Source organism: Streptomyces sp. NPDC057877 (assembly GCF_042796855.1).
Lineage (GTDB): Bacteria > Actinomycetota > Actinomycetes > Streptomycetales > Streptomycetaceae > Streptomyces.
Window position 1 is genome coordinate 287,611 of record NZ_JBHVMS010000003.1, and the last position, 24,095, is coordinate 311,705.

The 24,095-nt window shown below is 68.0% G+C and carries 25 protein-coding genes, 1 tRNA gene and 3 pseudogenes; 12 read left to right on the forward strand and 17 right to left on the reverse strand.

Annotation, left to right across the window (positions count from 1 at the left end):
• Positions 1-277 precede the first annotated feature (277 nt).
• Positions 278-351: transfer RNA gene (locus ACFVQG_RS09095), tRNA-Gly, on the forward strand.
• Positions 352-400: 49 nt separating this feature from the next.
• Here the strand turns inward: ACFVQG_RS09095 and ACFVQG_RS09100 are convergent.
• The 7 genes and pseudogenes from ACFVQG_RS09100 to ACFVQG_RS09130 form a co-directional block, all read right to left on the reverse strand.
• Positions 401-649 (reverse strand): annotated as a pseudogene (locus ACFVQG_RS09100) (site-specific integrase); the annotation flags it as partial.
• A 104-nt stretch (positions 650-753) separates the two neighbouring features.
• Positions 754-1,347, reverse strand: a complete 594-nt coding sequence (locus tag ACFVQG_RS09105) for a DUF2637 domain-containing protein (protein WP_383378548.1) — start codon at positions 1,345-1,347, stop codon at positions 754-756.
• 83 nt (positions 1,348-1,430) lie between these two features.
• On the reverse strand, positions 1,431-2,801 hold the full coding sequence (locus ACFVQG_RS09110; RefSeq protein ID WP_383378550.1) for an FtsK/SpoIIIE domain-containing protein: 1,371 nt from the start codon (positions 2,799-2,801) through the stop codon (positions 1,431-1,433).
• Between the two features lie 5 nt (positions 2,802-2,806).
• Positions 2,807-3,157: a hypothetical protein gene (locus tag ACFVQG_RS09115; protein ID WP_383378552.1), complete on the reverse strand. Its 351-nt coding sequence runs from the start codon at positions 3,155-3,157 to the stop codon at positions 2,807-2,809.
• Between the two features lie 130 nt (positions 3,158-3,287).
• On the reverse strand, positions 3,288-4,016 hold the full coding sequence (locus ACFVQG_RS09120) for a GntR family transcriptional regulator (protein WP_383378554.1): 729 nt from the start codon (positions 4,014-4,016) through the stop codon (positions 3,288-3,290).
• Positions 4,017-4,105: 89 nt separating this feature from the next.
• A complete protein-coding gene (locus ACFVQG_RS09125) occupies positions 4,106-4,429 on the reverse strand; it encodes an ATP-binding protein (protein WP_383379732.1) in 324 nt (107 codons plus the stop codon).
• Between the two features lie 393 nt (positions 4,430-4,822).
• Positions 4,823-5,563 (reverse strand): GntR family transcriptional regulator, encoded by a 741-nt coding sequence (locus ACFVQG_RS09130; protein WP_383378556.1) that lies wholly within the window; start codon positions 5,561-5,563, stop codon positions 4,823-4,825.
• Between the two features lie 80 nt (positions 5,564-5,643).
• Between ACFVQG_RS09130 and ACFVQG_RS09135 the strand changes: the two genes are divergently transcribed.
• From ACFVQG_RS09135 to ACFVQG_RS09145, 3 genes are all read left to right on the forward strand, one after another.
• A complete protein-coding gene (locus ACFVQG_RS09135; RefSeq protein ID WP_383378558.1) occupies positions 5,644-6,741 on the forward strand; it encodes a DUF1152 domain-containing protein in 1,098 nt (365 codons plus the stop codon).
• A 212-nt stretch (positions 6,742-6,953) separates the two neighbouring features.
• Positions 6,954-8,393 (forward strand): hypothetical protein, encoded by a 1,440-nt coding sequence (locus tag ACFVQG_RS09140; protein WP_383378560.1) that lies wholly within the window; start codon positions 6,954-6,956, stop codon positions 8,391-8,393.
• 984 nt (positions 8,394-9,377) lie between these two features.
• Entirely contained in the window at positions 9,378-9,521 is a 144-nt protein-coding gene (locus ACFVQG_RS09145; RefSeq protein ID WP_383378562.1) for a hypothetical protein, read from the forward strand.
• A gap of 28 nt (positions 9,522-9,549) precedes the next feature.
• Here the strand turns inward: ACFVQG_RS09145 and ACFVQG_RS09150 are convergent, their stop codons facing one another.
• Positions 9,550-9,909: a winged helix-turn-helix transcriptional regulator gene (locus tag ACFVQG_RS09150; protein WP_383378564.1), complete on the reverse strand. Its 360-nt coding sequence runs from the start codon at positions 9,907-9,909 to the stop codon at positions 9,550-9,552.
• On the opposite strand from ACFVQG_RS09150, the gene ACFVQG_RS09155 reads away from it, so the two are divergent.
• On the forward strand, positions 9,908-10,693 hold the full coding sequence (locus tag ACFVQG_RS09155; RefSeq protein ID WP_383378566.1) for an SDR family oxidoreductase: 786 nt from the start codon (positions 9,908-9,910) through the stop codon (positions 10,691-10,693). The two genes, ACFVQG_RS09150 and ACFVQG_RS09155, sit on opposite strands and share 2 nt — an antisense overlap.
• A gap of 426 nt (positions 10,694-11,119) precedes the next feature.
• Here the strand turns inward: ACFVQG_RS09155 and ACFVQG_RS09160 are convergent.
• The 6 genes and pseudogenes from ACFVQG_RS09160 to ACFVQG_RS09185 all read right to left on the reverse strand — a co-directional run.
• Positions 11,120-11,314, reverse strand: a pseudogene (locus tag ACFVQG_RS09160) (DNA-binding protein); the annotation flags it as partial.
• Between the two features lie 528 nt (positions 11,315-11,842).
• Positions 11,843-12,241, reverse strand: coding sequence for a PIN domain-containing protein (locus ACFVQG_RS09165; RefSeq protein ID WP_383378567.1), 399 nt, complete (start codon positions 12,239-12,241; stop codon positions 11,843-11,845).
• Positions 12,238-12,516 carry a hypothetical protein gene (locus ACFVQG_RS09170; RefSeq protein WP_210924166.1) on the reverse strand — a complete coding sequence of 93 codons (279 nt, stop codon included), beginning with the start codon at positions 12,514-12,516 and terminating at the stop codon, positions 12,238-12,240. The genes ACFVQG_RS09165 and ACFVQG_RS09170 overlap by 4 nt, the downstream gene beginning before the upstream one ends.
• 563 nt (positions 12,517-13,079) lie before the next feature.
• A complete protein-coding gene (locus ACFVQG_RS09175) occupies positions 13,080-13,523 on the reverse strand; it encodes a PIN domain-containing protein (RefSeq protein WP_383378570.1) in 444 nt (147 codons plus the stop codon).
• Positions 13,520-13,786, reverse strand: a complete 267-nt coding sequence (locus ACFVQG_RS09180) for a CopG family transcriptional regulator (RefSeq protein WP_383378572.1) — start codon at positions 13,784-13,786, stop codon at positions 13,520-13,522. The genes ACFVQG_RS09175 and ACFVQG_RS09180 overlap by 4 nt, the downstream gene beginning before the upstream one ends.
• Before the next feature lie 784 nt (positions 13,787-14,570).
• Positions 14,571-15,869, reverse strand: coding sequence for an N-6 DNA methylase (locus tag ACFVQG_RS09185; RefSeq protein ID WP_383379735.1), 1,299 nt, complete (start codon positions 15,867-15,869; stop codon positions 14,571-14,573).
• Here ACFVQG_RS09185 and ACFVQG_RS09190 point away from each other — a divergent pair.
• Positions 15,849-16,292 (forward strand): annotated as a pseudogene (locus tag ACFVQG_RS09190) (Uma2 family endonuclease); the annotation flags it as partial. The gene ACFVQG_RS09185 and the pseudogene ACFVQG_RS09190 overlap by 21 nt on opposite strands.
• On the opposite strand, the gene ACFVQG_RS09195 reads toward ACFVQG_RS09190, so the two are convergent.
• Positions 16,279-16,500, reverse strand: coding sequence for a hypothetical protein (locus tag ACFVQG_RS09195; RefSeq protein WP_383378574.1), 222 nt, complete (start codon positions 16,498-16,500; stop codon positions 16,279-16,281). The pseudogene ACFVQG_RS09190 and the gene ACFVQG_RS09195 overlap by 14 nt on opposite strands.
• A gap of 319 nt (positions 16,501-16,819) precedes the next feature.
• Here ACFVQG_RS09195 and ACFVQG_RS09200 point away from each other — a divergent pair, with 319 nt between their 5' ends.
• The 6 genes from ACFVQG_RS09200 (at position 16,820) to ACFVQG_RS09225 (ending at position 21,966) form a co-directional block, all read left to right on the forward strand.
• The gene (locus tag ACFVQG_RS09200) at positions 16,820-17,437 is read left to right on the forward strand and encodes a hypothetical protein (protein WP_383378576.1); all 618 of its coding nucleotides are present in this window, start codon (positions 16,820-16,822) and stop codon (positions 17,435-17,437) included.
• A 3-nt stretch (positions 17,438-17,440) separates the two neighbouring features.
• Entirely contained in the window at positions 17,441-18,403 is a 963-nt protein-coding gene (locus ACFVQG_RS09205; RefSeq protein WP_383378578.1) for an SRPBCC family protein, read from the forward strand.
• A gap of 465 nt (positions 18,404-18,868) precedes the next feature.
• Entirely contained in the window at positions 18,869-19,345 is a 477-nt protein-coding gene (locus ACFVQG_RS09210; protein WP_383378580.1) for a DUF5994 family protein, read from the forward strand.
• Positions 19,346-19,532: 187 nt separating this feature from the next.
• Positions 19,533-20,342 (forward strand): alpha/beta fold hydrolase, encoded by an 810-nt coding sequence (locus ACFVQG_RS09215; RefSeq protein WP_383378582.1) that lies wholly within the window; start codon positions 19,533-19,535, stop codon positions 20,340-20,342.
• Entirely contained in the window at positions 20,342-21,610 is a 1,269-nt protein-coding gene (locus tag ACFVQG_RS09220; protein WP_383378584.1) for a PP2C family protein-serine/threonine phosphatase, read from the forward strand. The genes ACFVQG_RS09215 and ACFVQG_RS09220 overlap by 1 nt, the downstream gene beginning before the upstream one ends.
• Entirely contained in the window at positions 21,607-21,966 is a 360-nt protein-coding gene (locus ACFVQG_RS09225; RefSeq protein WP_383378586.1) for an STAS domain-containing protein, read from the forward strand. The genes ACFVQG_RS09220 and ACFVQG_RS09225 overlap by 4 nt, the downstream gene beginning before the upstream one ends.
• 198 nt (positions 21,967-22,164) lie before the next feature.
• Here ACFVQG_RS09225 and ACFVQG_RS09230 read toward each other — a convergent pair whose 3' ends face one another.
• Positions 22,165-22,839 (reverse strand): response regulator, encoded by a 675-nt coding sequence (locus tag ACFVQG_RS09230; RefSeq protein ID WP_383378588.1) that lies wholly within the window; start codon positions 22,837-22,839, stop codon positions 22,165-22,167.
• Positions 22,836-24,062, reverse strand: a complete 1,227-nt coding sequence (locus tag ACFVQG_RS09235; RefSeq protein ID WP_383378591.1) for a sensor histidine kinase — start codon at positions 24,060-24,062, stop codon at positions 22,836-22,838. Before ACFVQG_RS09235 ends, ACFVQG_RS09230 begins: the two co-directional genes overlap by 4 nt.
• Positions 24,063-24,095 lie beyond the last annotated feature (33 nt).

A 24,095-nucleotide genomic window follows, 5' to 3' on the forward strand; every position in this document is an offset into this window, starting at 1 on the left:
CCATCAAGTCCAAGAGTCCCTTCCCCAAGAGCCGCGTCTGGCGGGTACTGCCCTGACGACGAACCCCCACATTACGGGACGAAAGGAACCCTCCTCCAGGCGGCACTCCGATCGCCCCACCCCCCTCCGGAACACCCCCACCGTACGCCCCAACTCCCGCCCCCCGCAGCCCGGTCCCACCCCTGAAACCGCATCAGGCCCCGCGGCTTGAGCACCGGGGGCCTGGCATGGGGTAGAGTGGGCGAGCATTCAGACACCGACTCGGTTGGCGTCTTACGCGGGTGTAGTTTAATGGTAGAACATCAGCTTCCCAAGCTGAGAGCGCGAGTTCGATTCTCGTCACCCGCTCCATGGCTAAGGCCCAGGTCATCGACCCGGGCCTTTTTACTGTCCGTGCTGATCAGCGGTCGCGTGCCAGATCCGTGCCAGAAGGCCGGCCGGGCCCCTTCTTCCTTGCCACAGCCCGAGCCTTCCGCACGGTCGCGTCCAGCCCGGCGGCGCCTTCCTCCTGCCGCTCGTCGTCGGAGTGCTGGTAGATCAACGCCGCCTTCTCCGAGGACTGCCCGGCCCGGCCCATGGTGTCCTTGAGCGTGGCACCGGAGCGCGTGGACAGCGTGTGCCCGGTGTGCCGTAAGTCGTAGAACCGGAAGCGGCGATGAGCACGGCTTCGGTGAGGCGGTTCTGTCGGGTCAGCTCGGCTGCGCGTTTCAGCGCGCGGAGCGTGGACGGTCGCACGGTGGAGAGTCCTCCGGGTCAGGTGAGTCGAGCTGCGATGGCTTCGGCGAGCGGCAGCGGGACGCCGAGGCGGTTGCGAAGGGTCGCGGTATCGATGGGGGTGCCGGTCCGGGCGCGGTGGTCGTCCGCGACCTTGCGCGCGAGGGCCACGAGGGCGGGCGGAACGGGAGCCGCCGCGGGCGGAGCCGAGTCGTGGGGCGACGGTTCTTCAGTTGCGGTCGATGGCGCAGACGCGGCCGGTTGCTCCCGAACCCCGCCATGAGCGAGGAGAGTCCCGCCGAGGAAGGCGATGGCGGGCCACCCGGCGACGACGATCCGCAGCCAGGCCGGTACGTCGTTCAGGTCGAGCAGTCCGGCGGTGGCGACGTTCGCGCCGAGCGAGGCGGTCAGGGCGACGATGAACCAGCACCACCCGGCCGCTTTCGCTCCGCCGGAGCGGAGTCGCCGCCATGCAGCCACCATCAGCAGGTCGACGGAGACCGGATAGGCCCACGCCTTCCATCCGTGCTGTCCGGCAGCGGAAGCCAGGTCGTGCAGGTGAGCGAAGGACAGCGCGGCGGCGATCAGCGCTTGGACGAGCACGGCGTCAACGCGGACGGGCAGGGCACGCACGGCGCCACTCCTTCCGGATTCGGGCATGGAGGGGGTAAGGACCTGGCGCGGGACGGCCGCGCCGACCGGGGGAGCGGGTACGGCTACTCAGTGACCGGGCGCGGAGTGGCTACCGTTGCGGAGCCCTTCACGGGCACTGGCGGGACGTACGGCCGGAAGGGCGTGAGCGCCGGTACGTCGGGCGCGAGGTGGGCCGTCTCACGGCAGGTGGCCGCAGCATCGGCGAGGGAGAGATGCGGGATACGGATGCGGGACCAGCCGCCAGAGGTGTCCCCGACGACGGCGAGACCGGGCAGCTCGGCGGCGATGGCACAGGCGGCGAAGACCGCCTCAGGGGCGATGTCCCCGAGCGCCATCTTCGCGGAGGCTTCGTCGTTGACCCGGTGGCACACCCGGCCCGTGAGCTGAGCACGGAGCATGGTCGCGCCCTTGCCCAGCTCGGCGCCGAACCGCTGTCCGCAGACCTCCAGGTAGATCCCGGCGGCCCGGCCGAGCTGAGCGAGACGGATGAGCTGGGTCACCATCTCGTCCCGTCGTTCTTCCTCCTTCCGGGTGGCGACGAGGAACAGTTCCGCCACCTCGTCGATGAACAGCACGATGGGATACGGGCGTTCGGACTCCGGCAGCCCCCAGATATCGGAAGTGATCTGCTCGTCCGGGGCGCCGGGCGCGAGGCCCTGCCGAGCCTTGATCAGGTCGTACCGGTCCTCCATTTCCTTCACAAGCACGGGCAGCAGCTCGGCCGCCTGATCGGCATCGGTCGCCAGCGCCGACAGTCGAGGAGCGAACGGTGCCAGCTCGACACCGCGCTTGCAGTCGATGCCGACCAGGACCACCGGTTGGGCGGCGAGCCCGGTGAGCAGGTTGCGCAGGTACATGGACTTGCCGGACAGCGTGGCGCCGAGGACGAGTTCGTGAGGTACGGCGTGGTAGTCGCGGACGAACGCGGTCGCGTCCTCCCGCAGCGCCACCGGCACCCGGAGCGGGCCACCAGGGACCCGGCGAGGCATCCGTACCTTGCGGAGCACGTCGAAGCCGACGAGCCGCAGTTCCACGACTCCGGGCTTGACGTCCCGCACGTACACGGCGTGGACGCCCCAGGCGTGCCGCAGCCGTTCGGCCGAGGCCGCGACGTCCGCAGGTTCCTGGCCGGGGGCGAGCCGCAGCCGTAACCGCAGTCCGGTGGTGGGCCGAATCAGGCCCCGGCGAGGAGGTACGGGCCGAACCTCTCGCCGTGTGGCCGCCTTGACCGCCAGCGCCCGCCAGCGCGACGGCTCGACCGTGAGGCCACAGGCTTCCATGGTCGAGGAGTACGAGGCCAGCAGCCGGACCACGGAAACGGGCAGTCCTACTGTCGACCAGTACGCCGCCGGGTGGGCGTGCCGGGCGTAGGCCGCACCGCTTATCGCAGCGAGCGACCCGCCCAGCTCGGCCCATGTCACCAGGTCGGTCATGACAGTCAGCCCACCTGAGCCATCGGGAAGGCGCCGGGCATCACAGCCGTAGCGCGGTAGGCGATGCCGTGCCGCTGCTGGCCGTTGCCCACGCTCTCCCAGGGCCGAGCCACAAGGCCCGGCAGCGAGACCGGAGCACCGACGGTCAGCCCGTCCGTGACACCGCTCTCGGGGATGGTGACCTGGATCAGCGACGACTCACCCTCGTCGATGTAGACGACGCCGACCGTCATCAGGGCCTCACCGCTCACGGCGTCCTTGGCGATCTCACCGGTCTGCCGGTCGCGCACCTTGGGCGCCGGGGCCTCGGTGAGCAGGATCGTCGCGGCTGAGGCGTCGATGCGGATCACACGCACAGGTAACTCTCCTTCTTGGACAGGTGATCAACCCGTCACCACCAGACAGGTTGACTTAGCAAGTTCGAAGCTAGAGATGCCAGGTTGACTTGCCAAGTGAACTTGTTGGCGAACTGGCCCCGACCGAAGGTCAGTTCAAGCGATAGGCGTCTTCAAGTTCTTGCCGGTCCCCAGGAAGGACCACGTCAGCGACTTGCAGGGCCTGCCCGGACGCGTCGAGCGCAACGACCAGCACACTCAGCACCGGCACAGCATCCGGCAGCTCCAGGAGAACGGCTTCATCGCTACTGGGCAGACGAGCGGAGACCCGTTCCGTCACGTGGTCGAAGCGCACCTTCCTGCGCGCCTCCAGATGCTCACGCACACTGCCGCTCAGGACTTCAGAGGCGCCAAGGTCGGTGCCCTCAGTCAGATCGGCGGGGAAGTACGACGAGACCAGCTCAGCAGGTTCGCTGTCGACCTCGACGAGAAAACGCCGCATGAGGACATAAGCCTTCTTGGGCAATCCCAGCAGCGAAGCGACACGTGCCGGAACCGGCACACGCCCGACCTCAATCAGACGCCCCGAAGCCCGTGACTCGTCACGCTCCAGCGCCTCACGGCCCCGACGATCCTTCTGCTCGACGACTTCAGGACGACCCCGGACGATGGTCCCGTAGCCCTGCCTCGATTCCAGCCAGCCATCCCGCTTCAGCAGATCGAGCGCCCGCACGACAGTCGGGCGGGACATGCCGAAGGCTTGCACCAGTTGGTTCTCACTGGGGACCCGAGTGCCCGGCGAGTACGTACCGTCCTCGATGCGACGCTGGATCGTCTGCGCGAGGCGCACGTACTTCGGTGCCTCCACTTCATACGCCATGAACGCCGCCCGTCGAGATTGGCCAAGTCAACTGGTCAACCAGACTAGCGGCCACTCCCCCGCCGCTGTAGAAGCGGAGCGTATTGCCCTCAAGACGGCCAGGCATCGGCCATCTCGAAGGAGACCAAGGTGCCGCCGAAGCGACTGGGGCCCGCGTACCAGGACTCGGCGAGGGCGTCCACCAGGAGCAGCCCGCGCCCGTGGGCGTCATTGGCATCCGGGCGTCGCATCCGCACGCTCGCCGGGAAGCCGGGATTGTGCACGTCTACCCGCAGCGAAGCACCCCTGCGGAACCACTCCACACGTACAACCCATGTCTCATCCGCCCGGCCATAGACGATGGCATTGGTGACCAACTCCGAGATCATCAAGGCACAGTCGTCGACCGAGCAGGCCGGGTTGTACGGCGCGATGAACTTCCGGAATTACCGCCGAGCCAGCGGCACCGATTCCGGCAGAGGGTGCAAGGTCATCGCTCCGAGTGGTGCCGAGTCACTGGGCCCGTTGCGGCCCGCGGGGATGTTGCCCATCCGTGCTCACTCCTTGCCGCTGCCGTCGCAGTCCAGGCAGCGCCGCTTCGATGCGGCACGGGCACGATCGTTGGCCGTGGACAGCGCCAGAGCCGTACGGGAGCCGACGCGCTTCCAACCGCGCCCCCGGCACCCCCGGCAAGTGGACTGCGCGCCCGCATCCGGCCGCTGACTCATCACGCCGTGCCCCCTTCCAGTAAGTGGCCTTAGCCACTTACTGGATAGTGGCATTGGCCACTTGCGGGATGCAAGCGGTAAGCCACAACTGACAACCCATCAGGCGAACGGGTACCCCTGCTCGAAGGCCCACCGGTGGGGCGGGTAAGTCGCTTCGGCGAACTCCAACGGCCGGTCCTGAAGGTCGTAGACGACGTGATGGACGACCAGGACTGCCGAGCCGGGTTCAAGCCGAAGGTCGGCCGCCTCCTCCTCGGTGGCCTGCCGGGCGCACATCCGATCCTCGGCGTAACTCCCCTGCCGCCCGGTCATCTTCTCCACGTACATCAGCGTGCCCTCTTGGATGCGCTCAGGGTCGGTGAGCTTCGGGGCCCGCTGCCCGACGTCCGGGGCGAACCAAGAGGTGGAGAGCGTGATGGGCCCGTCCTGGTTGTTGGTCACCCGTCGCCGATGCACCGCTTGCCGGTCCTTGGCCAGCCCCAACGCCTCAGCGACATAGTCCGGAGCCTCAAGCCACCCCGCCGAGGTGATGACCGCGTACTCACCAGGCGTGTAGATCTTGCCTGTCTGCCGAGCACGCCCGTACAACTCGCGCGCCCGCCTGTTGACTTCCAGACTCCGCACGTATGTGCCCGACCCCTGACGCTTCTCGACCAGGCCCTGGTGACTCAGCGCCTCAAGCGACCGTGCAGCCGTGGGTCGGGATACCTTCCAGGTCGCGGCGAGCTGCCGTTCCGACGGCACCTCGTCGCCCGGCCGCAGGTCGCCCCGAAGGATCTGATCGCGGATGTAGTGCGCGATCTGGAGATACTTCGGCTGAGCCTCCTCAATCTGGGGCATCCGCCCTCCTTGTCCAAGTGGCTATGGCCTCTAGCCACTATAGGGTGAATGGCCAATGCCCGACCCCGTAGGCTGACCGCATGACGCGGTTGATCGTCGCAGCAGGAGGAGGGGGCGACGCGGTCGCCGCCGCAATGCTCCACGCCGCCCTCTACGGCGACGAGGACCAGGCGGTGATCCTCACGTACGCCTGGGACCGCCTCCTGATCGACCCGATCCCGGGCCCTCGAGGACCACAGGACTTCACCGGCCTCAAACGGCTCACCCCGGCGGTATGGACAGTCCCAGCCGAGGCCCGCCCGACCGCACCAGCGGGCTCCACGCTCCCCCACCTAGCCGCAGAGTTGCCGCACACCTTCGTACTGATCGACCCGCACCATGGCGCCCAGGGCATCACACGCCAACTGGAGCAGTTGGTGGAGCACTTGGCGCCCACGTCCATCGACCTCCTGGACGTAGGCGGCGACATCCTGGCCCGAGGCGACGAACCAACCCTCAAGAGCCCACTCGCCGACGCCCTCACACTGGCCGCGTGCTGCCAGGTGAACGCCCCGGTCCGCCTCCTAGTGGCAGGCCCTGGCCTGGACGGCGAGTTGCCGCCCGAAGACGTACTCGACGCAGTCGGCCCGGCGACCCACACCTTCACGGCGAAAGACGTGGACCCCATCACCTCAGTCCTGGAGTGGCACCCATCCGAGGCCACCGCGATGCTCGCAGCGACGGCACGAGGAGTACGAGGCACCTGCGAAGTACGCGACGCAGGACTACCCGTACCGCTGACAGCCGAAGGCCCGGCAGTCCACGAGGCCGACATGGACGAGGCCCTGAGCCGCAACCAGCTAGCTCGCGCGATCCTGGACACAGCCACCCTCACCGAGGCGGAAGCACACAGCCGCGAGATCTGCGGCTACTCCGAGATCGACTACGAACGCAACAAGGCAGCATGGCTCACCGAACAGCCACCGGTGCCCCTGAACCCGGAGACAGTCATGGTCAGGCTGGACGATTTCGAGGCCGAAGCCCGCAGCCGCGGAATCACCCACACGACCTTCCGCCACCTCACCGAGGCCCTGAACCTCAACGGCACCCAGCGCCAAGACCTACGCGAGCTACTGACCAACAGCCGCCCAGCACAGTACGACGCACCCTTGTGGCGCATCACAACCACTCCTGAGTAACAACCTTCTTCACGGGTTCAAGGGCGGCTCGCTCCGCTCCCCGCGCGCGGCCCGGCCCCCGGCCGGGCATGCGCTCCTGTCTCCGCCCCGCTCCAGCCCGGCCGGTGCCCGTGCCGCGCCAGCAGCAACGAGCCGCCTAAAAGTCCGAGAGATACGCACCAGGCGTTACCCAAGCATAGGCCCAGGCTTCTACTGAGCGTGACATTCGCTGGATGGCGCGCACTGCGCCGGAGGACATGAGAAACTACGCGCTGCAACATTGGCGGTGGCGTACTTCGGGAGTAACGGTGGAAGAAGAGGAAGAAGAGGGCTATGAAGTTGTTGAAGGACCGCCCGAAGAGGGCGAAGGGCTTCCGCCTAACTCTCTAACTGACGCAGAAAAGAATGCAGCTAAGACGCTATCGGAAACCGGCATCCGGTTCATGGATATAGATGGCGACTATCTGAAATTCTCGCCGAATCCGAGGGTTACAGATGCGCGAGGGGGTCGCGCAGTATTCCTGCCTCGCGAGGATGTGCGCAATCTTCGAAGTCAGCTAGAAGCTGGCGTGAACGCCCACTCTGAACTTATGGGTATCGCGATCCCAAGCAGTGGATATCTTGAAATTGCAGTTCAGAGTAACGGTTTGTATGTTGGACAGTTGGCGAACGTAATCAACCGACTCAGCCCCGAAGGGGTTCCCGACTGCAGGCATTCGAACGGCGAGTCGGAGCTTCTGTGCTCGCGCATCCTCAGGTCGCGGGAGAAGGGGCCAAAGCTCCATCTCCAAGAAAGCGCTCAACGTCCATGCCTTGAAATATCGACACTTTCTCCCGCCGCGCTCCTTTGGGCCACAACCCCGCGCATGCGGGCCCACCAGACCTTTAACACGCCGATGAGCCTGAAAATCCACTTCGCCGAGGCCATGCCACAAAGGGACATGGAGACTCACGCGCGCGAACTCGTTAGCTCACTGTTCTACGAGCTAGACGTCCGCAATGGTGTGAGGCTAAGGACGCGCAGGTGGCCTTCCTCTAATCGGCCTGCCGCAGTGGCGTACAGTGAAGATTTCGATAACTTCGCGCGATACCCTGAGACCAAGGTGAACGCGGAGATGTCTACACTCTTCGGCTTCGCAGGAAGCGTGATCGAAAATCCCCCGCTCTCCTTTCTTTCGTACTATCAGGTGTTGGAGTTCTATTTTCCGGCAGCCGTGAAGCGTACTGCGCTTAGGCAGCTAAGTAAGGAACTGTCGGATCCGAGATTCAGTCGAAGTGACCGGGAAGATCTTCTCAGGATCCTCAAGATCGGTGAGCGTTCATTGAACGCTACCGAATCCAGCCAGCTCCGGACTTTGCTTGAAGAGTGTGTACGAACAGAGAAAGTCGAGTCGTTCTTTGCGCAGAGCTGGGGGGAGCACTTCACCAAGACAGGCCCCATTAAGGGGGTTAGTGTTATTAATTCAAAGAACACGCAAAGTCCACTAGCCAATCAAGTGGCTGATCGAATTTATAAGATCAGGAACAGGATTGTGCATGCGAAGGACGATCCGAAGTTTGAGGATGTTCCAGCCTTGCTACCGCAGAGCGAAGAAGCGGATGCGCTTGGTCCAGACATCGCACTAATCCGTCTCCTGGCATCAGAAGTAATCCTCGACAGTCAAGCCAATTAGAAAGGGCCCATCCCGCCGCGCCTGGATCACTGACACAAGCGGATGGCGTGGCTGAGGCCGGTGGGGGTGCAGCGAGGCACACGCGCGCCTGGTCAGTCGGCTGACGCGCCGTCGTGGCGGGCTTTCGACGGCTGAGGCTGAGCCGGGCCGCGACGAAAGGTGTCGGCCGTCAGCAGAACGGAGCCCCGCGCCAGGCAAAGCTGGGCCGTCCCTGGGCCGTCCGAGGCTGCTCGACAGTGGCCAATGACGACCAACGACGACCACCAGGTGCACGAGCCCACTACCCCTGACCAGCAAGACTCAGCTCGCCAAGACCCGGGCAAGAGAACAGTTCGCGCGCTTCCGCCAGTTGCGGTAGACCGCCCCTCAACTCCGCCCCCTCCTGCGAGACTCGGTTCATGAGGCGTTGCGCTGGTGTGACACGGCGAGGGCAAGCGTGCAGGAACGTGGCCGGATGGAACGGTTACTGTCATCAACATGGTGGAGGCGGTCGAGCGCGCGCACCTCGGCTCCGCCAGCCGATCCCCAGTGCTCGACGACGGGGCTTGTTGTGGACGCTGTGGCGGTTGCTCGTCGATGGGTTCAAGCGTCTGCGCAGCGGAAGGACTTAGCGCTGATCGCCGGTCGTGCCAGACGCGTGCCAGATCGTGCGGGGAATCACGGGGAACACCGGGCAATCAACGGACCCGCCCACGAGGCGTCATCACCCTTTCGGTGCAGGTCAGGCGGCGTAACGAGCCCTAGACCACCTCAGCTTCCCAAGCTGAGAGCGCGAGTTCGAATCTCGTCACCCGCTCCAGAGTGAAACCCCCAGGTCAGCGGCCCGGAGTTTGTTGTTTGTCTAGACCATTTCCAAGGCTCGGTGCCCTCCTCGCGCCCCAAGTTGCCCCATTCGAGGCGTGAAACCAGGCCCGTGAACACCCAACGGCCGACCCGGCCAGCGAGAAGCCCGTCGCCTACGCCGAGGCCGGCATCCCCGTCTACGTGCTCATCGACCGCGACCGCGACACCCGCGAAACCGTGGTCCACAGCGGACCCGAGGACGGGAAGTACCGCGCCGTGCACTCCCATCCCTTCGGCGCCACCTTCGAGATCGCCAACCTCGGCATCAAGCAGTACGTGCGCTGAGCCCGTCCACCGGCGGAGCGGACATGGCTCAGAGCGCCTGTCGGCGGGCCCGGGCCATCTCGATGTCCGGGACATGCTCTTCGGCCCAGAGCCGCACGGCCCGCAGGGGCACGAGCAGGGAGCGGCCCAGCGGTGTCAGGGCGTACTCGACGCGGGGCGGGTTCTCGTCATACTCGTGGCGGCTGATCAGGCCGTCGGCCTCCAGGGAGCGCAGGGTCTCGGTCAGGGCCTTCGATGTGATGCCCCTGATGTGCCCCTTCAGTTCGCTGAAACGGCGAGGCCCTTCCTCAAGGGCGTTGACGACGAACACGGTCCAACGGGCGCCGATTCGGTGCAGCACCGTGCGGCTCGGGCAGGACGCCGCCATCACGTTGTACGCCTTACCCATGACTGCCCCCGGTTTCGTTGAAGATACCGGTATCAAAACTATACCGTTCACCCGATCCTACGAGAGGGCGGGGAAGCACATGGAGCGGATCCTGGTCATCGGCGGCGCACGGGCACTCGGTGCGGCCGTCGCGAGGCGTGCGGCGAAGGACGGGTACGAGGTGGTGATCGGTGCCCGCAACCTGGCCGCGGCCGAGGCGCAGGCATGCGAGATCGGCGCCATGGCGGTGCGGATCGATCTGCAGGACGAGTCGACGATCGCGGCCGCGGCGGAGCGCTTGGGAGAGGGAGTCGACCACATCGTGACGACCGGTTCGGCGCCGCACGACGTGCGCGCCACCGAGCTGGACCGCGACAGCCTGCTGGCCGCGTTCACGGCGAAGGTGGCGGGCCCGATGCTGGTGGCCAAGCATTTCGCGCCGGTACTGCGGTCTACCGGGTCGATGGTGCTCTTCTCCGGTGTGGTCGGCTGGCGCCCCGGGCCGGGATCACTGGTCAAGGGGGTCACCAACGGCGCGGTCGAGTATGCCGCGCGCCATCTGGCGGCGGATCTGGCGCCGGTGCGGGTCAACGCCGTCTCGCCCGGTGTCGTGGACTCCGGCGCGTGGGACCGGCTCGGGGAGAAGAAGGCCGATGTGCTGGGCAGGAGCGCGGCCAGGACCTTCGTGGGACGTCACGGCAGCACGGACGATGTCGTCGACACGGTGATGTGGCTCCTGCGAGCGGGCTTCGTCTCCGGCGAGACGATCCACGTCGAGGGCGGCGCCCGCCACAACTCGGCCTGACACCCGGTCGAAGGGCGGCGTCCGGTCGAGGGGCGGCGTCGGCATCCTGACGGAACGTGACAGGCCGTGACGGTCCGAGCGGACAAGGCCGGGCACCCGCGGCCCAACGGTCCCGGGTGCTCCGTGGGTGCCGACCGCCGCTTCTCAGTCCTCGTCGTCGCCGTTGCAGTCACGGCAGAGCTGTTCAGCCGGCGGGATGTGATCGCGGTACCAGCGCTCCCGCTTTCCCGCCTTGTCGCCGTCGATGAGCAGCAGCGCGGAGCGGATCGGGCCGGGTCGAAGGCGAAGATGATCCGGATCTCGGAACGCCCGCCGGAACCGGGCCTCGGCTCCTTCAGGTGGTGCGTTTCGGAGCCCTTCAAACAGTCGACGAGCGGGCATCCCAGGGTCGGCCGCACATCTCGCCCTGGGGGTCTGGGGCGTCGCCTACACGGCCACGAGGTTCACTCTGTTCTCACACAGCTTTGCCATGTCGTCGATGTCCGAGGTGAGCATGACGACGGGACGACGCTGCCGCGACGCCATCTCGGCCACTGCGGCATCGACGGCGTACTTGTGACCATGAAGCCCGGCATTGGTCAGCATGACCGAGGCGGCCTCGGCCTCCTCACGGCGTGCGGGTCGTGCCGTCGGTGACGATGTCCCACCATGCCCGAGCTCCGAGAAGGGACCGCTCCGCACCCAGGGAGCCGACGGCTCCATGCGCAACCGCAACTCGGCGTCGAAGGCCGCCTCCATACATCCAGGTACAGGCACCGGAGGCCGTTCTTCCCGCTTCCCCGCAGGCCCCCTTGGGCGACGTGCCCTCCGTGTGCCCGTACGGACGGAGAACCACGGTCTGCAGCGGTGTCTCCCGGCACTCGGACCGCTGGGCGTGTACGGCGAACCCACAGGTCACACACCCACGGCCGCCCCAGGCGCCGTCGCTTCCCAAGCTGAGAGCGCGAGTTCGATTCTCGTCACCCGCTCCACGGCTAAGGCCCAGGTCAGAGACCCGGGCCTTTTTGCTGCCCGCTGTGATCAGTGGTCACGTTGCAGATTCGCGGCAGAACGCTGAGCAGCGGGGTGTGAGGAAGCGGAAACAACCAGCACGGTCAACCTCCGGGCAACCCCGTGCGCAGCGAGCGCCGTTCTACAAGGTGCCTCGTCTCAGACCTTCTCCGCGCTCACGCGCGGATGCTCGGCAGTGAGCAACCCGATGTCTTCCACGTCCGAGGTCAGGATCGTCACCCGGCCGGGATGCTGCAGGGCGGTCGCGCACAGCATGGCGTCGATGGCGTACTTGTGGCCGTGCAGCCCCGCCGCACGCAGCAAGGCGGCAGCGGACTGCGCGAGGGTTTGGGTCACCGGCTCGACACTCAGGCGGGACAGGGTCCACTTCAGGGCGGCGTCATTGATCTTCGGGTGGATCGCCTCGACCAGCACGGCGGCCGAGGTGATCACTGGCAGGTCCGCGTCGCGCGCCGCCGTCAGCCACTCGTGAATTTCCCGATCCCTCTGCACGGCCTTTGCCAGGCCCTCGCTGTCCAGGACCAGGGCACCGCTCACGCGGCTACCCCGGCGTTCGAGTCGCCTCCGGTCAGTCGGGCGCGCTTGGCCGCCACGGCCGCGGGGTCGGCCGGGCCGTGCATCTTGTCGAAGTCCGCGATCAACTCGTCCAGGTTGTCGCGCTCGATCTGGCGCTGGGCCGCCTTCTCCAGGTACGCCGAGACGCCTCGCTTGCCGACCCGCTCGCGGATCGCCTGAAGGGTTCCGGCGGTCAGCGTGACGGAGATACCGCTGGTGGGGCCGTCGCCGGGTGGGAAGTCCACGTCATCAGTCACACGTCAAGTATGCCATTCGATATGGCATAGCGCACAGTGCGTGTACGGGCCGTGGTCCGATAGCGAGGGCGCGGAGGGTGGTGGGCTGTGCAACAGCAACGCTGCCTCTACGGCTGATCTGCGCATGGTGCGGACCGTGCGGAGTTGCCCCCCGATGAAGCCAGCTTCGGCCCTTTCCGGAAGTACGTTCCCTCCGCGTGCCCGTAAGGGCGGAAACCCACGGTCAACAGCGGTGCGATCCGACGCGCAGGACCACCCCGAGGTCCAGGTATCCGTGCTGGTCAGAGCTGTGAAGCCGGTGCGAGCGCCGCCGCTTCCCTAGCTGAGAGCGCGAGTTCGATTCTCGTCACCCGCTCCAATACGAACCCCCAGGTCGTCAGCCTGGGGGTTTAGTCGTCCAGGCCTGCAGTGAGGCCCAACGTAGCGCGGGCAGCATGAGGGAGACACGGCTGCATGTGTTCTCAGCGGCCGTCCCCACCCTCCGCACAACTTCCGTGCGTGTCAGAGCCGCACGAGCTACCGTCACTTCCCAGGCTCAAGACGCAAGTGCAACTCTCCTCGCGTCAGAGCGGGAGATCGTCGGGGAGTACCCGAAACGCCTTGTGGTGGCCCAAGGGGCGTACGGCCCGGAAGTCACGTCGGTCGAGGGTCAGGATCGCGTCCGTGTCGTAGTCGGCAGCGAGCGCCACGTTGACCGCGTCAGTGAGGTCGAGGTCCAGCGCACGGTAGCGGACACGGACGGACTGGGCGGCGCCCAGGTGGTCCTCCGTGATCTCCGGCATGACGACACGACCCCGGCTCATCCAGCGCCTCAGGTCGTCGACCGCGCTGTGGGCGGCCACCCTGCCGAGTTCGCGCGTGGCCACGTGATCCAGTTCGGCCAGCAGCAGCGGGGACATGACGAGGAGGCCGGCCGCCATGATCGCCTCGTTCGCCGCCCGGTGTTCCGGGTGAGCCGAGTCCAGGGCCGCCAGGAGGCCGGACGTGTCGGCGACGACAATGATCACGCGGCGGTTCCGGAATCCGAGTCGGTCTCACGGCGGACAGCGTCGGCGACCGTGTCACGCACCTCCGACTTGGAGGGCGTGCGACCCGTCCCCTCGAAGGTGCGCGAGAACAGCGGCTCGTCCCACACCCTGTTCGCCATGGCCGCGAGGTGGATGCCCTGGCGGATGATCTCGGCCTCGCTTATCCCCCGGCGCTTCGCGGCCTCTTTGATGATCGCCAGGTCTTCGGGATCGGCGTAGACGTTCGTGCGCTTCATGGACATGTACCAAGAGTAGTCCATGTACCAAAATGACACACGCGGGCACCTCGTCCTTCGGCTCATCGGATGCCGCGATCGCAAACGACAGAGCTGGTCGCGCCCACCATGAGTGGGAGGCATCGGGCCGTGGAACCGCAACGTGCTCGCCGCCTCTGCGACAGCAACGGCTGTGCTCAGTCGCTCCGCGCGTCCCCGAGCCGGGACACCGAGCAGTCCGCATCAGCGCAGTGTTCGTCCACCTCGCGGTGTCGTGCCCACAGCATGCCTTTCAGAGCGGACACTTAAGGTCAACAGCGGTGCCACAGGACGCCCACGCCTACCGCAGCACATTGAATTCACGCAGGTCAGCAGCTGCACGCTCGCGCGAGCGCCGTCGCTTCCCAAGCTGAGAGCGCGAGTTCGATTCTCGTCACCCGCTCCACGACTGAGGCCCAGGTCAGAGACCTGGGCCTTTTTGTCGGCCGGGCTCAGCCGCGCGGACGGTCGGTCCGGGTCAGTTGCTCCGCCGTTTGAGTTCGCCTACCGCCGCGGGCAGTGCGAGGCACAGGGCGAAGGAAGTCGCGAAGCCTCCTCCCCCTGCTAGGACGGCATCGGTAGAACCAACGCCTGACCGCATCACCAACAGGCTGACGAAGAGGCCGACCACCATGGAGCAGGCAACGTACAGCGCCAGCCACAGTTGCCACGTACGTGCGGAACGACCTGTCGATTCGGGCATGGACGTAGATCCTTTCGAGGGTTACGGGCGGGAAGGGAGACGTGCGAGGGGCCCAGCGGCGGCAGGCCCTCACAGCGGCTCGACCGAGCCATGCAGCAGGTGTTCGGCGAGTTCGGCCCGCAACCGGCCAAGTGCCGAGACGTACGAGGCATACGCGTCGGCGCGTCGGCCGAGCTCATCGAGAAGACGCACGCTCCGCCGCTGGTGCCCGATCGGCGGAAAGCGCACGGGAAGGTGGCCCAGAGCAGCAGAGCTCAGTGACGGGGCCGCCGTAGCCGCCGCGCGGTGGGACATCCACTCACGCGAGTACCGGAGGCCCAGGTAGGCATGGAGGTACTGAGGGTCGATCTCGACATCCGGGCGTGCGCGCAGCCGCGTCACATTCGAGCTGAGCAGCCATCCGGTCTGCGTGCCGGAGACCAGCGCGGGTCGTTGCTGCGCACCCGTGCGTACGCAGACGATGTCGTTCGGAAGCAACTCGAACCTCTTGAAACGCTCGGCCATCTCCCAGGGCACACGGTCCCGGGTTTTGTCCGCGATCCTCCCGTCAACGAGATCCTGCGGGAAGACGAGCGGAACGCCAGCGTCCGCTGTGCGTGCCACTGCGGGCAGGCGGGTGTACGACGGCCCGGGTCGGATTTCGCACAGTTCCCCAAGCACTGCCTCGTTCCAGCCGCCGGGTCCCGAACCCGTGCGATAGCCGTTCCCTGATTCCCTCGCCCGCCGCTCCGGCAGAAGCAGCTCGTCCCTACGACCCACCACCTCACCTGCTTCGAGCAGTTGGGCCGTGGCGGGAGCAGCGCCGTACTTTCCGCTCCCCAGGTAGTCGGCAGGGCGGAGTGAGCACCCTTCGTCGGCGACGACCTGGCGGGCCACGACGACAGCAGAGAAGCCTCTCTCAGCCGCACGCACCGCGTACTCGCCGTCCGGGCACCGCTCCCCGTCGAGCCATGGGCGGACCACGGCCGTGATCGCTTCGCAATCCGTGTCCCGCAGTACGCGTCGACGCCGGACCTTCGTCCCCAGATCCTGGGCGTCGACGAACAGGATGCCTTCCCTCTCCGGATGCTCCGCTCGTCGCAGCACCCACAGGGACACCGGCACGGGCGTCGCGGAGAACAGATGGGACGGCAGCGTGATGACACACTCCACGGCCCCTCCACGGACCAGGGCGCGGCGGATCTCGCGCTCGGCAGTGTTGACCGAGTTGCCCGCCTTGACCGGCATGACCACCACTGCCCGACCACCGGGTACCAGTGCGCCGAGGGCGTACTGCACCCAGGCGAAGTTGTCATTGCCCTGTGGCGGTGATCCGTACGGCCAGTCTCCTGTACGGCGTCCAAGGGCCCTGGCGCGTCCAAGCGGCACAATCGGCTGGCCCGGCTCCTGGCGAACGCCCTGGACGCCGCCGCGGGGCCCGACTGGAACGCCGACACGGGCTTCGACGTCCGGCTCCAGGACGTCCCGCTGACCAATCGCCGTCCCGACGTCATCGTCTACCGCGCGGACACGATCGACGTCACGCCCACCCGGCCCGAGCACGTGCTCCTCGTGGCCGAGGTGGTTTCGCCGGGCTCCGAGACCACCGACCGGATCGTGAAGACCGACCAGTACGCCAAGGCCGGGATCGCCTTCTACTGGCGGATCGAGCAGGCCGCGACGGGGACCCCTCTGGTCTATACGTACCTGCTCGACCCCGCGACGAAGACCTACCGGAACGGGGACGTGTTCACTGGTGTCGTGAAGGTTGCCGCCCCCTTCGCCGTAGAGATCGATCTCAACCAGGTGTGAAGCGCCGGTGAGTGACGTCGGCCGCCGGGTCGGCGTGGTCGTCGACAACACCCGCCGCTACGGCCGTCAGCGCGCCGTCGCCGAGGCCGTGCAGCGCAACCTGCTCGCCCCGCTGCCGACAGGCATGGCCCAACTGCACGGCATCCCCGCCGGAGGGCTTCAACCCGCACGTGTGGAGCGGCAGGGCGATCATCGACGACTCGCTCAAGCACCGTGCGCACGACGTTGCGCCGCGGCTCGCGCTCGTCAGTCTCGACCGTGCCGGGGCAGCGCTGCGGGAGACACCTCTTCGGGCTGGACGGACGGCTGCGGTGTTCGCCGGGGCCGGGCCCCTTACCGGGGCCTCTGGGGAGATGCGAACGTGCGGATGTGGGAGGAAGGTGGAAGGGGGGTCGCAGTCACCCGGCCGGGGCGCAGGGGGTGGGGGCACTCGCAAGCCTGGCGACAGGGTCGCATGCGACCTGAGCAGCACGATTCGCTGACCGTAACTTGAGGTCACTCTTCGCTGACTGTACTTGAGGTCACTCATGGAAACCGAGACGCAAGCCACGCTCGCCGCCGCCCTCGCCGCAGGATACGTGTTGGGTCGTACCAAGAAGGGCAAAGTAGCCATCGGGGCCGCCTCCGTACTCGCCGGGCAAGGGCTGCTGAGCCCCAGGGAGCTGCTCAACCGAGCGCTGCGCAAGGCATACGGAAGTCCGCAGGCCGCGCAGTTGCTGGAGCAGATGCGTGGGGAACTCATGGGAGCCGCTCGATCCGCCCTCTCCGCGACTGCCGATCGCCGTCTGGGAGCGCTGGCCGCCTCGCTGCAGCAGCGCACCGACTCTCTCGTGGGCCGCCCGGGCGACGAGGCCGAGGAATCGTCCAAGGGCACGGAACCGGACGATGAGGAGGAAGGAGGAGACGAGGAAAGGGAGCAGGAAGAAGGGACTGGAGAAGGAGGAGGGGAGGAACCCCAGGTGCCGCCCCGTCGGAGCCGGGCGAAGAAGATCCCGGCGAAGAGGTCCGCACCCCGGACCGCTCCGGCGAAGAAGGTCGCCGCCGGGAGGAAGGCCGCCGCCGGGAGGAAGGCCGCCGGACCCAAGCCGACGAAGGAGAACGGCGCCTCCGGCAAGGCATCCACCCGTGGCAGCCGTAGGAGGTAGGTCATGGCCAGGACGGAAGAGAAGGCCGCCCACGCTGGCGCTTCCGGCATGGACCAGCTCAAGGAGCAGTTGTCCGCCTTCGCTGCGGCGCAGGGCCAGCGTCTGGTGGACAGGGCCAGTGACAAGATCAGCGATCTCGCGCAGGGCCTGGGAGACGTGGGCGACGGCAACAGCACCTTGCTCAACGTCGGCAGACGCGTACTCGGCGAAGGGGAGTCGCCGGTCAAGGCGTTCCTCAGCGAGAAGGCGGGGGACGTGAAGGACAAGGTGGCCGACACCGTGAAGGGCGCCTTCGGCGGTGGCGGTGGCAAGGCGGGGAGCGTGAAGGTCACGAACATCGTCGAGGTCGTCGACGTCGGCAAGCCACTGCGCACCGTGTACGACCGCTGGACCCAGCTGGAGGAGTTCAGCTCCTTCACCAAGGGTGTCCAGAGCGTCTCGCAGTCGGACGAGGTCGAGAGTGACTGGAAGGCCAAGATCGCTTTTTCCAACCGCAGTTGGAAGGCCACCGTCCAGGAGCAGGTGCCCGATGAGCGTATCGTCTGGAACTCCGAAGGCGGCAAAGGCACCACGCGTGGGGCCGTCAGCTTCCACGAGCTGACTCCGGATCTCACACGGGTCGTCGCCGTGGTCGAGTACTACCCGTCCGGCTTCTTCGAGAAGACCGGCAACATCTGGCGCGCACAGGGCCGCCGCCTGCGCCTCGATCTCAAGCACTTCCTGCGGTACGTCACTCTCTCCGACGACGAGGACCTGGAGGGCTGGCGCGGCGAGATCCGCGACGGCGAGGTGGTCCGATCGCACGAGGAAGGCCTTGAGGACGACGAGGAGCCCGAAGAAGGCGACTCGGACGACGCCGAGGCCCAGTACGAGGACGAGGACGAGTACGACGCCGACGCCCAGTACGAGTACGAGGACGAGGACGAGGAGGAAGAAGACGAGGACGACGAGGAGCAAGGCCGGTAGGCGGGCCGCAAGGCGAGGGCGTGCCGACGGAGCCCAGTGGGGCCGGGCGCGCGAGGGGAAGTTCGGACCGCTCAGGGACATGGTGTGCAATCCGTCTCCGGACGTCCGCAGGGTCCGCCCGGCGCTGCTCGCCGGGGAGACACCGGCAGCGGGGGCGGTGCGCGAAGGCCGCCGGTGCCCTCAGGCCACTCCGGCTGGCAGCCACGTCCCCGCTACGGGTGCGATGCGTGCGGTGATCGAGAGCGTCCCTCCGGGCGGGAGCCCGGAGGATCACCCCGGGCTCGGTTCCGAACCCGGCTCGCGGGTGTCCGCAACCAAGCACATCACTCCGCCGACAGGGCAGAATTCTCGATGAGGTTTCGGCACTCCCCAGGAGAACCGACCGCGACCGCCGCGCTCGGCGACGGTGCGCCGACAGGAGTACGTTGGGATGCCGAGGGGGTCTCGAACAGGCGGGTGAGCACATTGGCTGGTCCCCCGAGTCCGACGGGTGTCCTGGCGGACGGCGGTCACGACTCGGCGACGCCCTCTTCGCGTTCCGGATCAGTCTCGCTGCGGCCGTTCACGACGTACCTGCTCGACGGCGCGTGGTGGCCGCGTTGCAGGATTCTCGCCGCCGAGTCGCCCGCCCTGATCCCCGCGCTCACCGAGCGCCTCGGGCCGGTCACCCGGATCGGCCTGGACCGGGCGGCGTGGGACGAGATGGCGACGCGGGTGACCGTCGACGGCCGCGTGGTGACCGTCGACGGCCGTGTGGTGCACGTCGACGGCCGCGTGGTGCACGTCGACGGCCGCGTGGTGCACGTCGACGGCCGCGTGGTGCACGTCGACTCCTTTCCCGTGGGAGACCACACCGTGCCCGTATCCCGAGGGCACCAGGACGGTCCTCTCCCTGCCCGCGGTCCCACCGGACCCCCTGCGAGACGGCGCGGGCGGCGATGACCGAGGCGATCCGTGCGGAAGACCCCGGGCAGGCGCGGCAGATCATGAGGGACGCCAGCACGGAACAGGTCCTCCGTCCCGGCCGACGGGCTGCGGACGAGGCCCGGCACCGGGGCCGTCCACCCGCCTGACCGACTCGTGCGGATACGCACCGATGACGGACCCGATGCCTTGGAGGACGCACCGCATGGACGTGCGCGACAGGAACCACGTGACAGTGACCGGACGGGCCGACGGGCCGGTGGTGATGCTGGCGCACGGTTTCGGGTGCGACCAGAACCTGTGGCGTCTGGTCGTACCGACGCTCGAACGCGACTTCACCGTTGTCCTCTTCGATCACGTGGGCTCCGGAAACTCGAACCTGTCGGCGTGGGACCCGGAGCGCTACGGCTCACTCGACGGTTACGTGGACGACGTGCTGGAGCTGTGCCGGGAGCTGGCGCTGGGGCCCGTCACGTTCGTGGGACATTCGGTGAGCGCGATGATGGGCGTGCTGGCCGCCGTACGGGAGCCCGAGGCGTTCGCCGGGTTGGTGCTGCTCGCACCCTCGCCGTGCTTCGTCGACGACCCGGACACCGGCTACCGGGGTGGTTTCAGCGCCGCGGACATCGAGGAGCTGCTCGATTCCCTGGACGCGAACTATCTGGGCTGGTCGGGGGCGATGGCACCGGTGATCATGGGGAACCCCGAGCGGCCGGAACTGGGCGAGGAACTGACCAACAGCTTCTGCCGCACCGACCCGGACATCGCGCGCGTCTTCGCCCGGGTGACGTTCCTGTCCGACAACCGCGCCGACCTCGCCCGGGTGCGGGTGCCGACGCTGGTCGCACAGTGCTCCAGCGACGCGATCGCCCCACGGGAGGTGGGCGCGTTCGTCCACGCGCAGATACCAGTGAGCCGCTTGGTGACGCTGAACGCGACCGGGCACTGCCCCCAGCTCTCCGCACCGCAGGAGACCGCCGCGGCCATAGCCACGTTCGTGGGTGGTGCGGATTGATGCGCGGGGCCGCTGACCAGGGCGAGAACCGTGGACGCGGGGAGGTTCAGGGACCTCTTGACGAGCAGGCTCGATTCTCCGCTCTGCTGGAGGACAGCGCCGAGGACCTGTACGAGCATGCGCCCTGCGGCTACCTTTCCACGCTGCCGGACGGACGGATCGTGAGGATCAACACCACTCTGCTGGACTGGCTGGGATACGAGCGCGGGGACCTGGTGGGGCGCAGACACTTCTCCGACCTGCTGACCGTGGGCGGTCGGCTCTACCACGAAACGCACTTCGCCCCGCTCCTGCGCATGCAGGGCGAGGTCAAGGGCATCGCCCTCGACCTGAAGGCCGCGGACGGCTCCCGTCTGCCCGTGATGGTCACCTCAACGGTGAAAGGCGGCGACGACGGGCAGCCACTGCTGATCCGCACCACCGTCCTCGACGCCCGCGATCGACGCGCCTACGAGCTTGAACTACTGCGCGCACGCAAGGAGGCCGACCTCGAACGGGACCGCCTCAAGGACCTGAACACCACCCTGCAGAAGACCCTGCTGCCACCGGAGCTGGTGAACGTCCCCGGCCTGGAGGTCTCCGCGCACTACCACGTCGCGTCCGTCGACGAGGTCGGCGGCGACTTCTACGACCTCTTCCCCCTCGCGGCCGGCACCTGGGGGCTGTTCCTGGGCGACGTGTGCGGCAAGGGCGCCGCCGCAGCGGCCGTCACCTCCCTGGCCCGCTACACGCTGCGCGCCGCCGCCGTCTACGACTCCGACCCCGCCGCCGTCCTCGCCAACCTCAACACCGTCCTCAACCACGAGTACAACGGCACCGACCCCCGCTTCTGCACCGTCGTCTTCGGCCTCCTCACCCCCGACGAAGACCGAGGCGGTTTCCACGTCACCCTGGCCAGCGGTGGTCACCCACCGGCCATACTGATGCGCTCCGACGGCACCGCCGTCTTCCTGCACACCCCCGGCGGCCAGCTCATCGGCGTACTCGCTGACGCCCACATCGCCACCACCAGCGTCCACCTCGCCCCCGGTGACACCCTGCTCCTGCACACCGACGGCCTCACCGAGGCCCACACCGCGGCCACCGGTGGGGAACGCTACGGTGACGACGCCCTCCTCGACTTCTGCCAGGACCTGGCCCCCACCACCGCCTCCGGGGTCATCGACGCGATCCGCGACCTGCTCGACACCTTGGGCGCCGGTGTGGACGACGACACCGCCGTCCTCGCCATCCACGTGCTCCGATCCCCAAGTGACGAGCAGGAATGAGCAAGAACCTGACCGTCCACGTTCGCACCGGCAGCGCCGGAGCGGTCATCGAACTGACCGGAGAACTGGACCGTCACACCGCTCCCGACGTCCGGGACACGCTGCCGGGACTCGGACTTCAGCCGGGCCAGCAACTCGTCCTGGACCTGGCGGGTCTCACGTTCCTCGACTCGACCGGCCTCACCGTCCTGATCGCCGCCCGCAACCACACCCTGGCCACCGACTCGACGATCGCACTGGCCGCGGTCCCCGAGCGCGTCAGCCGCATCATCCGAGTCCTCGGCCTCAACCCGTTCTTCCCGACCCATCCGACTGCCCAGGACGCGGACACCGCCTGGCTGAGCGAACAAGGCTGACCGGCACCGGTCCGCCCTGCCGGGCCGTATGCCAACGGCCCGGCCCGCCGAACCGACCCGTCGGACCCGCCGAGTCCCCCCGGGCGGCGTGACGGAAGTCGCGCCCTCCGGCTCCGCTCGTTCTTGCTTCGCGTGCCCCGACGGCACGGCCACCGTCCAGGGTGGCCATCCCGCCGCCGCGTGCGCCCAAGCCTCGCGTCACAGGGGTTCGGCCAGGCCGCTGCGGTGGGCGAAGACGACGAGTTGGGCGCGGTCGCGGGCGCCGACCTTGACCATGGCGCGGTTGACGTGGGTCTTGACGGTGGCGGGGCTGAGGACGAGTCGCGCGGCGATCTCGTCGTTGGACAGCCCGGTCGCGACGAGGGTGGTGATCTGCCGTTCGCGGCCGGTGAGCGCGTCCAGACCGCGACGGCCCTCCTCGTCCAAGGGCTGGGGTGGGGCGGGGGTGGCGAGGAAGCGGCTGATGAGGGTTCTGGTCGCGGCGGGGGACAGCAGTGCGTCGCCTCGGCTGACCGTGCGGACCGCCTGGAGCAGTTCCTCCGCGTCGGCGCTCTTGCCCAGAAAGCCGCTGGCCCCGGCACGCAGCGCTTCGAAGACGTACTCGTCGATCTCGAAGGTGGTCAGGATCAGGACCTTCACCCCGGCGAGGTCCTCGTCCCCGGTGATCAGTCGGGTCGCCGCGAGGCCGTCCAGGACCGGCATGCGGATGTCCATCAGCACCAGGTCCGCCTGCGCGGCCTTGGCCAGGCGTACCGCCTCGCGCCCGTCACCGGCCTCGCCGACCACCTCCAGGTCAGGGGCCGGTTCGATCAGGGCCTTGAAACCGGTGCGGACCAGGGGCTGGTCGTCGGCGATGACTACGCGGATGGTCACGGCGCGGGCTCCGGGGCGAGGTCGAGGGGCTGGTAGGGCAGGTCCGCGGTCACCTGGAAGGCCCCGCCCGGGCGCGGCCCGGCGGCGAAGTGCCCACCGAGCGCCAGGACCCGTTCGCGCATGCCCGCGATGCCGTGCCGCCCTGCCGGGACCGGGCGGTCGGCGTGGCTGGGCTCGTCGGCGGCGCGGTCGCCTCCCGGGTCGTCGACGGTGATGCGCAGCTCCTGCCGGTCGTAGCTCAGGGTCAGGCGTGCCTGACGTCGGCGGGAGTGCTTGTAGACGTTGGTCAGCGCTTCCTGGATCACGCGGTACGCGGTGAGGTCGGCCGCGGGTGCCAGGGGTACCGCCGTGCCGTCGACGCGGAGGCCGACGCCCAGGCCGGAGGCGCGCAGCGAGGCGAGGAGTTCGTCGAGGCCGTCCAGCCCCGGCGCGGGGATCGCGGTGGGGGCGGCGGGGTCTCCGGGCTGTCGTAGCAGGGTGACGGTGTCGCGCAGTTCGCCGAGGGCCTTGCGGCTGGCGGACTTCACATGGGCGATGGCCTCGCTCGCCGCCGCCGGATCGCGGTCGAGGGCTTGCCCGGCGACGTTGGACTGCACGCTGATCAGGGCGAGCTGGTGTCCTACGGCGTCATGCAGGTCGCGGGCGATGCGCAGTCGTTCCTCGGCGATGCGTCGTCGGGCGTCCAGCTCGCGCTCGCGTTCCGCGCGCTCGGCGCGACGCTCGACCTCGGCGAGGTAGGCACGGCGGTTGCGGGAGGAGTCCCCGGCCGCGATCGCCAGGCCGCCGAGCGCGATGAACGCCAGGTTCTGCGGGCCGAGCAACGCGGGCCCGTGCACGACGTGGATGAGGGCGAGCGCGGCCACCGCTCCGGAGCCGAGGATCAGGCCGGGGCGGCGTTCGACCAGGTCGGCGACGGTGTAGAGGGCGATCAGGGGGGCGAGCAGGATCAGTACCCCGCTGGTGCCGCCGCTCTCGGCGAGGAACACCTCCGCCGCCGCCGCGCTCACCCCCAGTGCCACCAAAGGCCGCCTGCGCCTCCCGGCCAGCACGCCGCAGCTGAGCGCGGCGGCGGCGATCGCCGTGGTGCCGTGGCCCCCGGTGGTGCCGGAACGCCCCGCGAAGGCGGTGAGCAGGGTGGCGGTGAGAACAGCCAGCGCGATCGCCGCGTCCGCCAGGTGCGCATGCCGACGACCGGCCTGGCGCAGGTGGGCGAGGGGGTTCATGCCTTCACGATAGGCGGCCTCCGACGGACCCTC

Coding starts and splice junctions, on each gene's coding strand:
- ACFVQG_RS09110 (WP_383378550.1), bottom strand. CDS start 2,801: ATGACCGACCTGGTGACATGGGCCGAGCTGGGCGGGTCGCTCGCTGCG.
- ACFVQG_RS09120 (WP_383378554.1), bottom strand. CDS start 4,016: ATGGCGTATGAAGTGGAGGCACCGAAGTACGTGCGCCTCGCGCAGACG.
- ACFVQG_RS09130 (WP_383378556.1), bottom strand. CDS start 5,563: ATGCCCCAGATTGAGGAGGCTCAGCCGAAGTATCTCCAGATCGCGCAC.
- ACFVQG_RS09135 (WP_383378558.1), top strand. CDS start 5,644: ATGACGCGGTTGATCGTCGCAGCAGGAGGAGGGGGCGACGCGGTCGCC.
- ACFVQG_RS09140 (WP_383378560.1), top strand. CDS start 6,954: ATGGCGCGCACTGCGCCGGAGGACATGAGAAACTACGCGCTGCAACAT.
- ACFVQG_RS09155 (WP_383378566.1), top strand. CDS start 9,908: ATGACTGCCCCCGGTTTCGTTGAAGATACCGGTATCAAAACTATACCG.
- ACFVQG_RS09150 (WP_383378564.1), bottom strand. CDS start 9,909: ATGGGTAAGGCGTACAACGTGATGGCGGCGTCCTGCCCGAGCCGCACG.
- ACFVQG_RS09180 (WP_383378572.1), bottom strand. CDS start 13,786: ATGTCCATGAAGCGCACGAACGTCTACGCCGATCCCGAAGACCTGGCG.
- ACFVQG_RS09200 (WP_383378576.1), top strand. CDS start 16,820: ATGGAAACCGAGACGCAAGCCACGCTCGCCGCCGCCCTCGCCGCAGGA.
- ACFVQG_RS09205 (WP_383378578.1), top strand. CDS start 17,441: ATGGCCAGGACGGAAGAGAAGGCCGCCCACGCTGGCGCTTCCGGCATG.
- ACFVQG_RS09215 (WP_383378582.1), top strand. CDS start 19,533: ATGGACGTGCGCGACAGGAACCACGTGACAGTGACCGGACGGGCCGAC.
- ACFVQG_RS09220 (WP_383378584.1), top strand. CDS start 20,342: ATGCGCGGGGCCGCTGACCAGGGCGAGAACCGTGGACGCGGGGAGGTT.
- ACFVQG_RS09225 (WP_383378586.1), top strand. CDS start 21,607: ATGAGCAAGAACCTGACCGTCCACGTTCGCACCGGCAGCGCCGGAGCG.
- ACFVQG_RS09235 (WP_383378591.1), bottom strand. CDS start 24,062: ATGAACCCCCTCGCCCACCTGCGCCAGGCCGGTCGTCGGCATGCGCAC.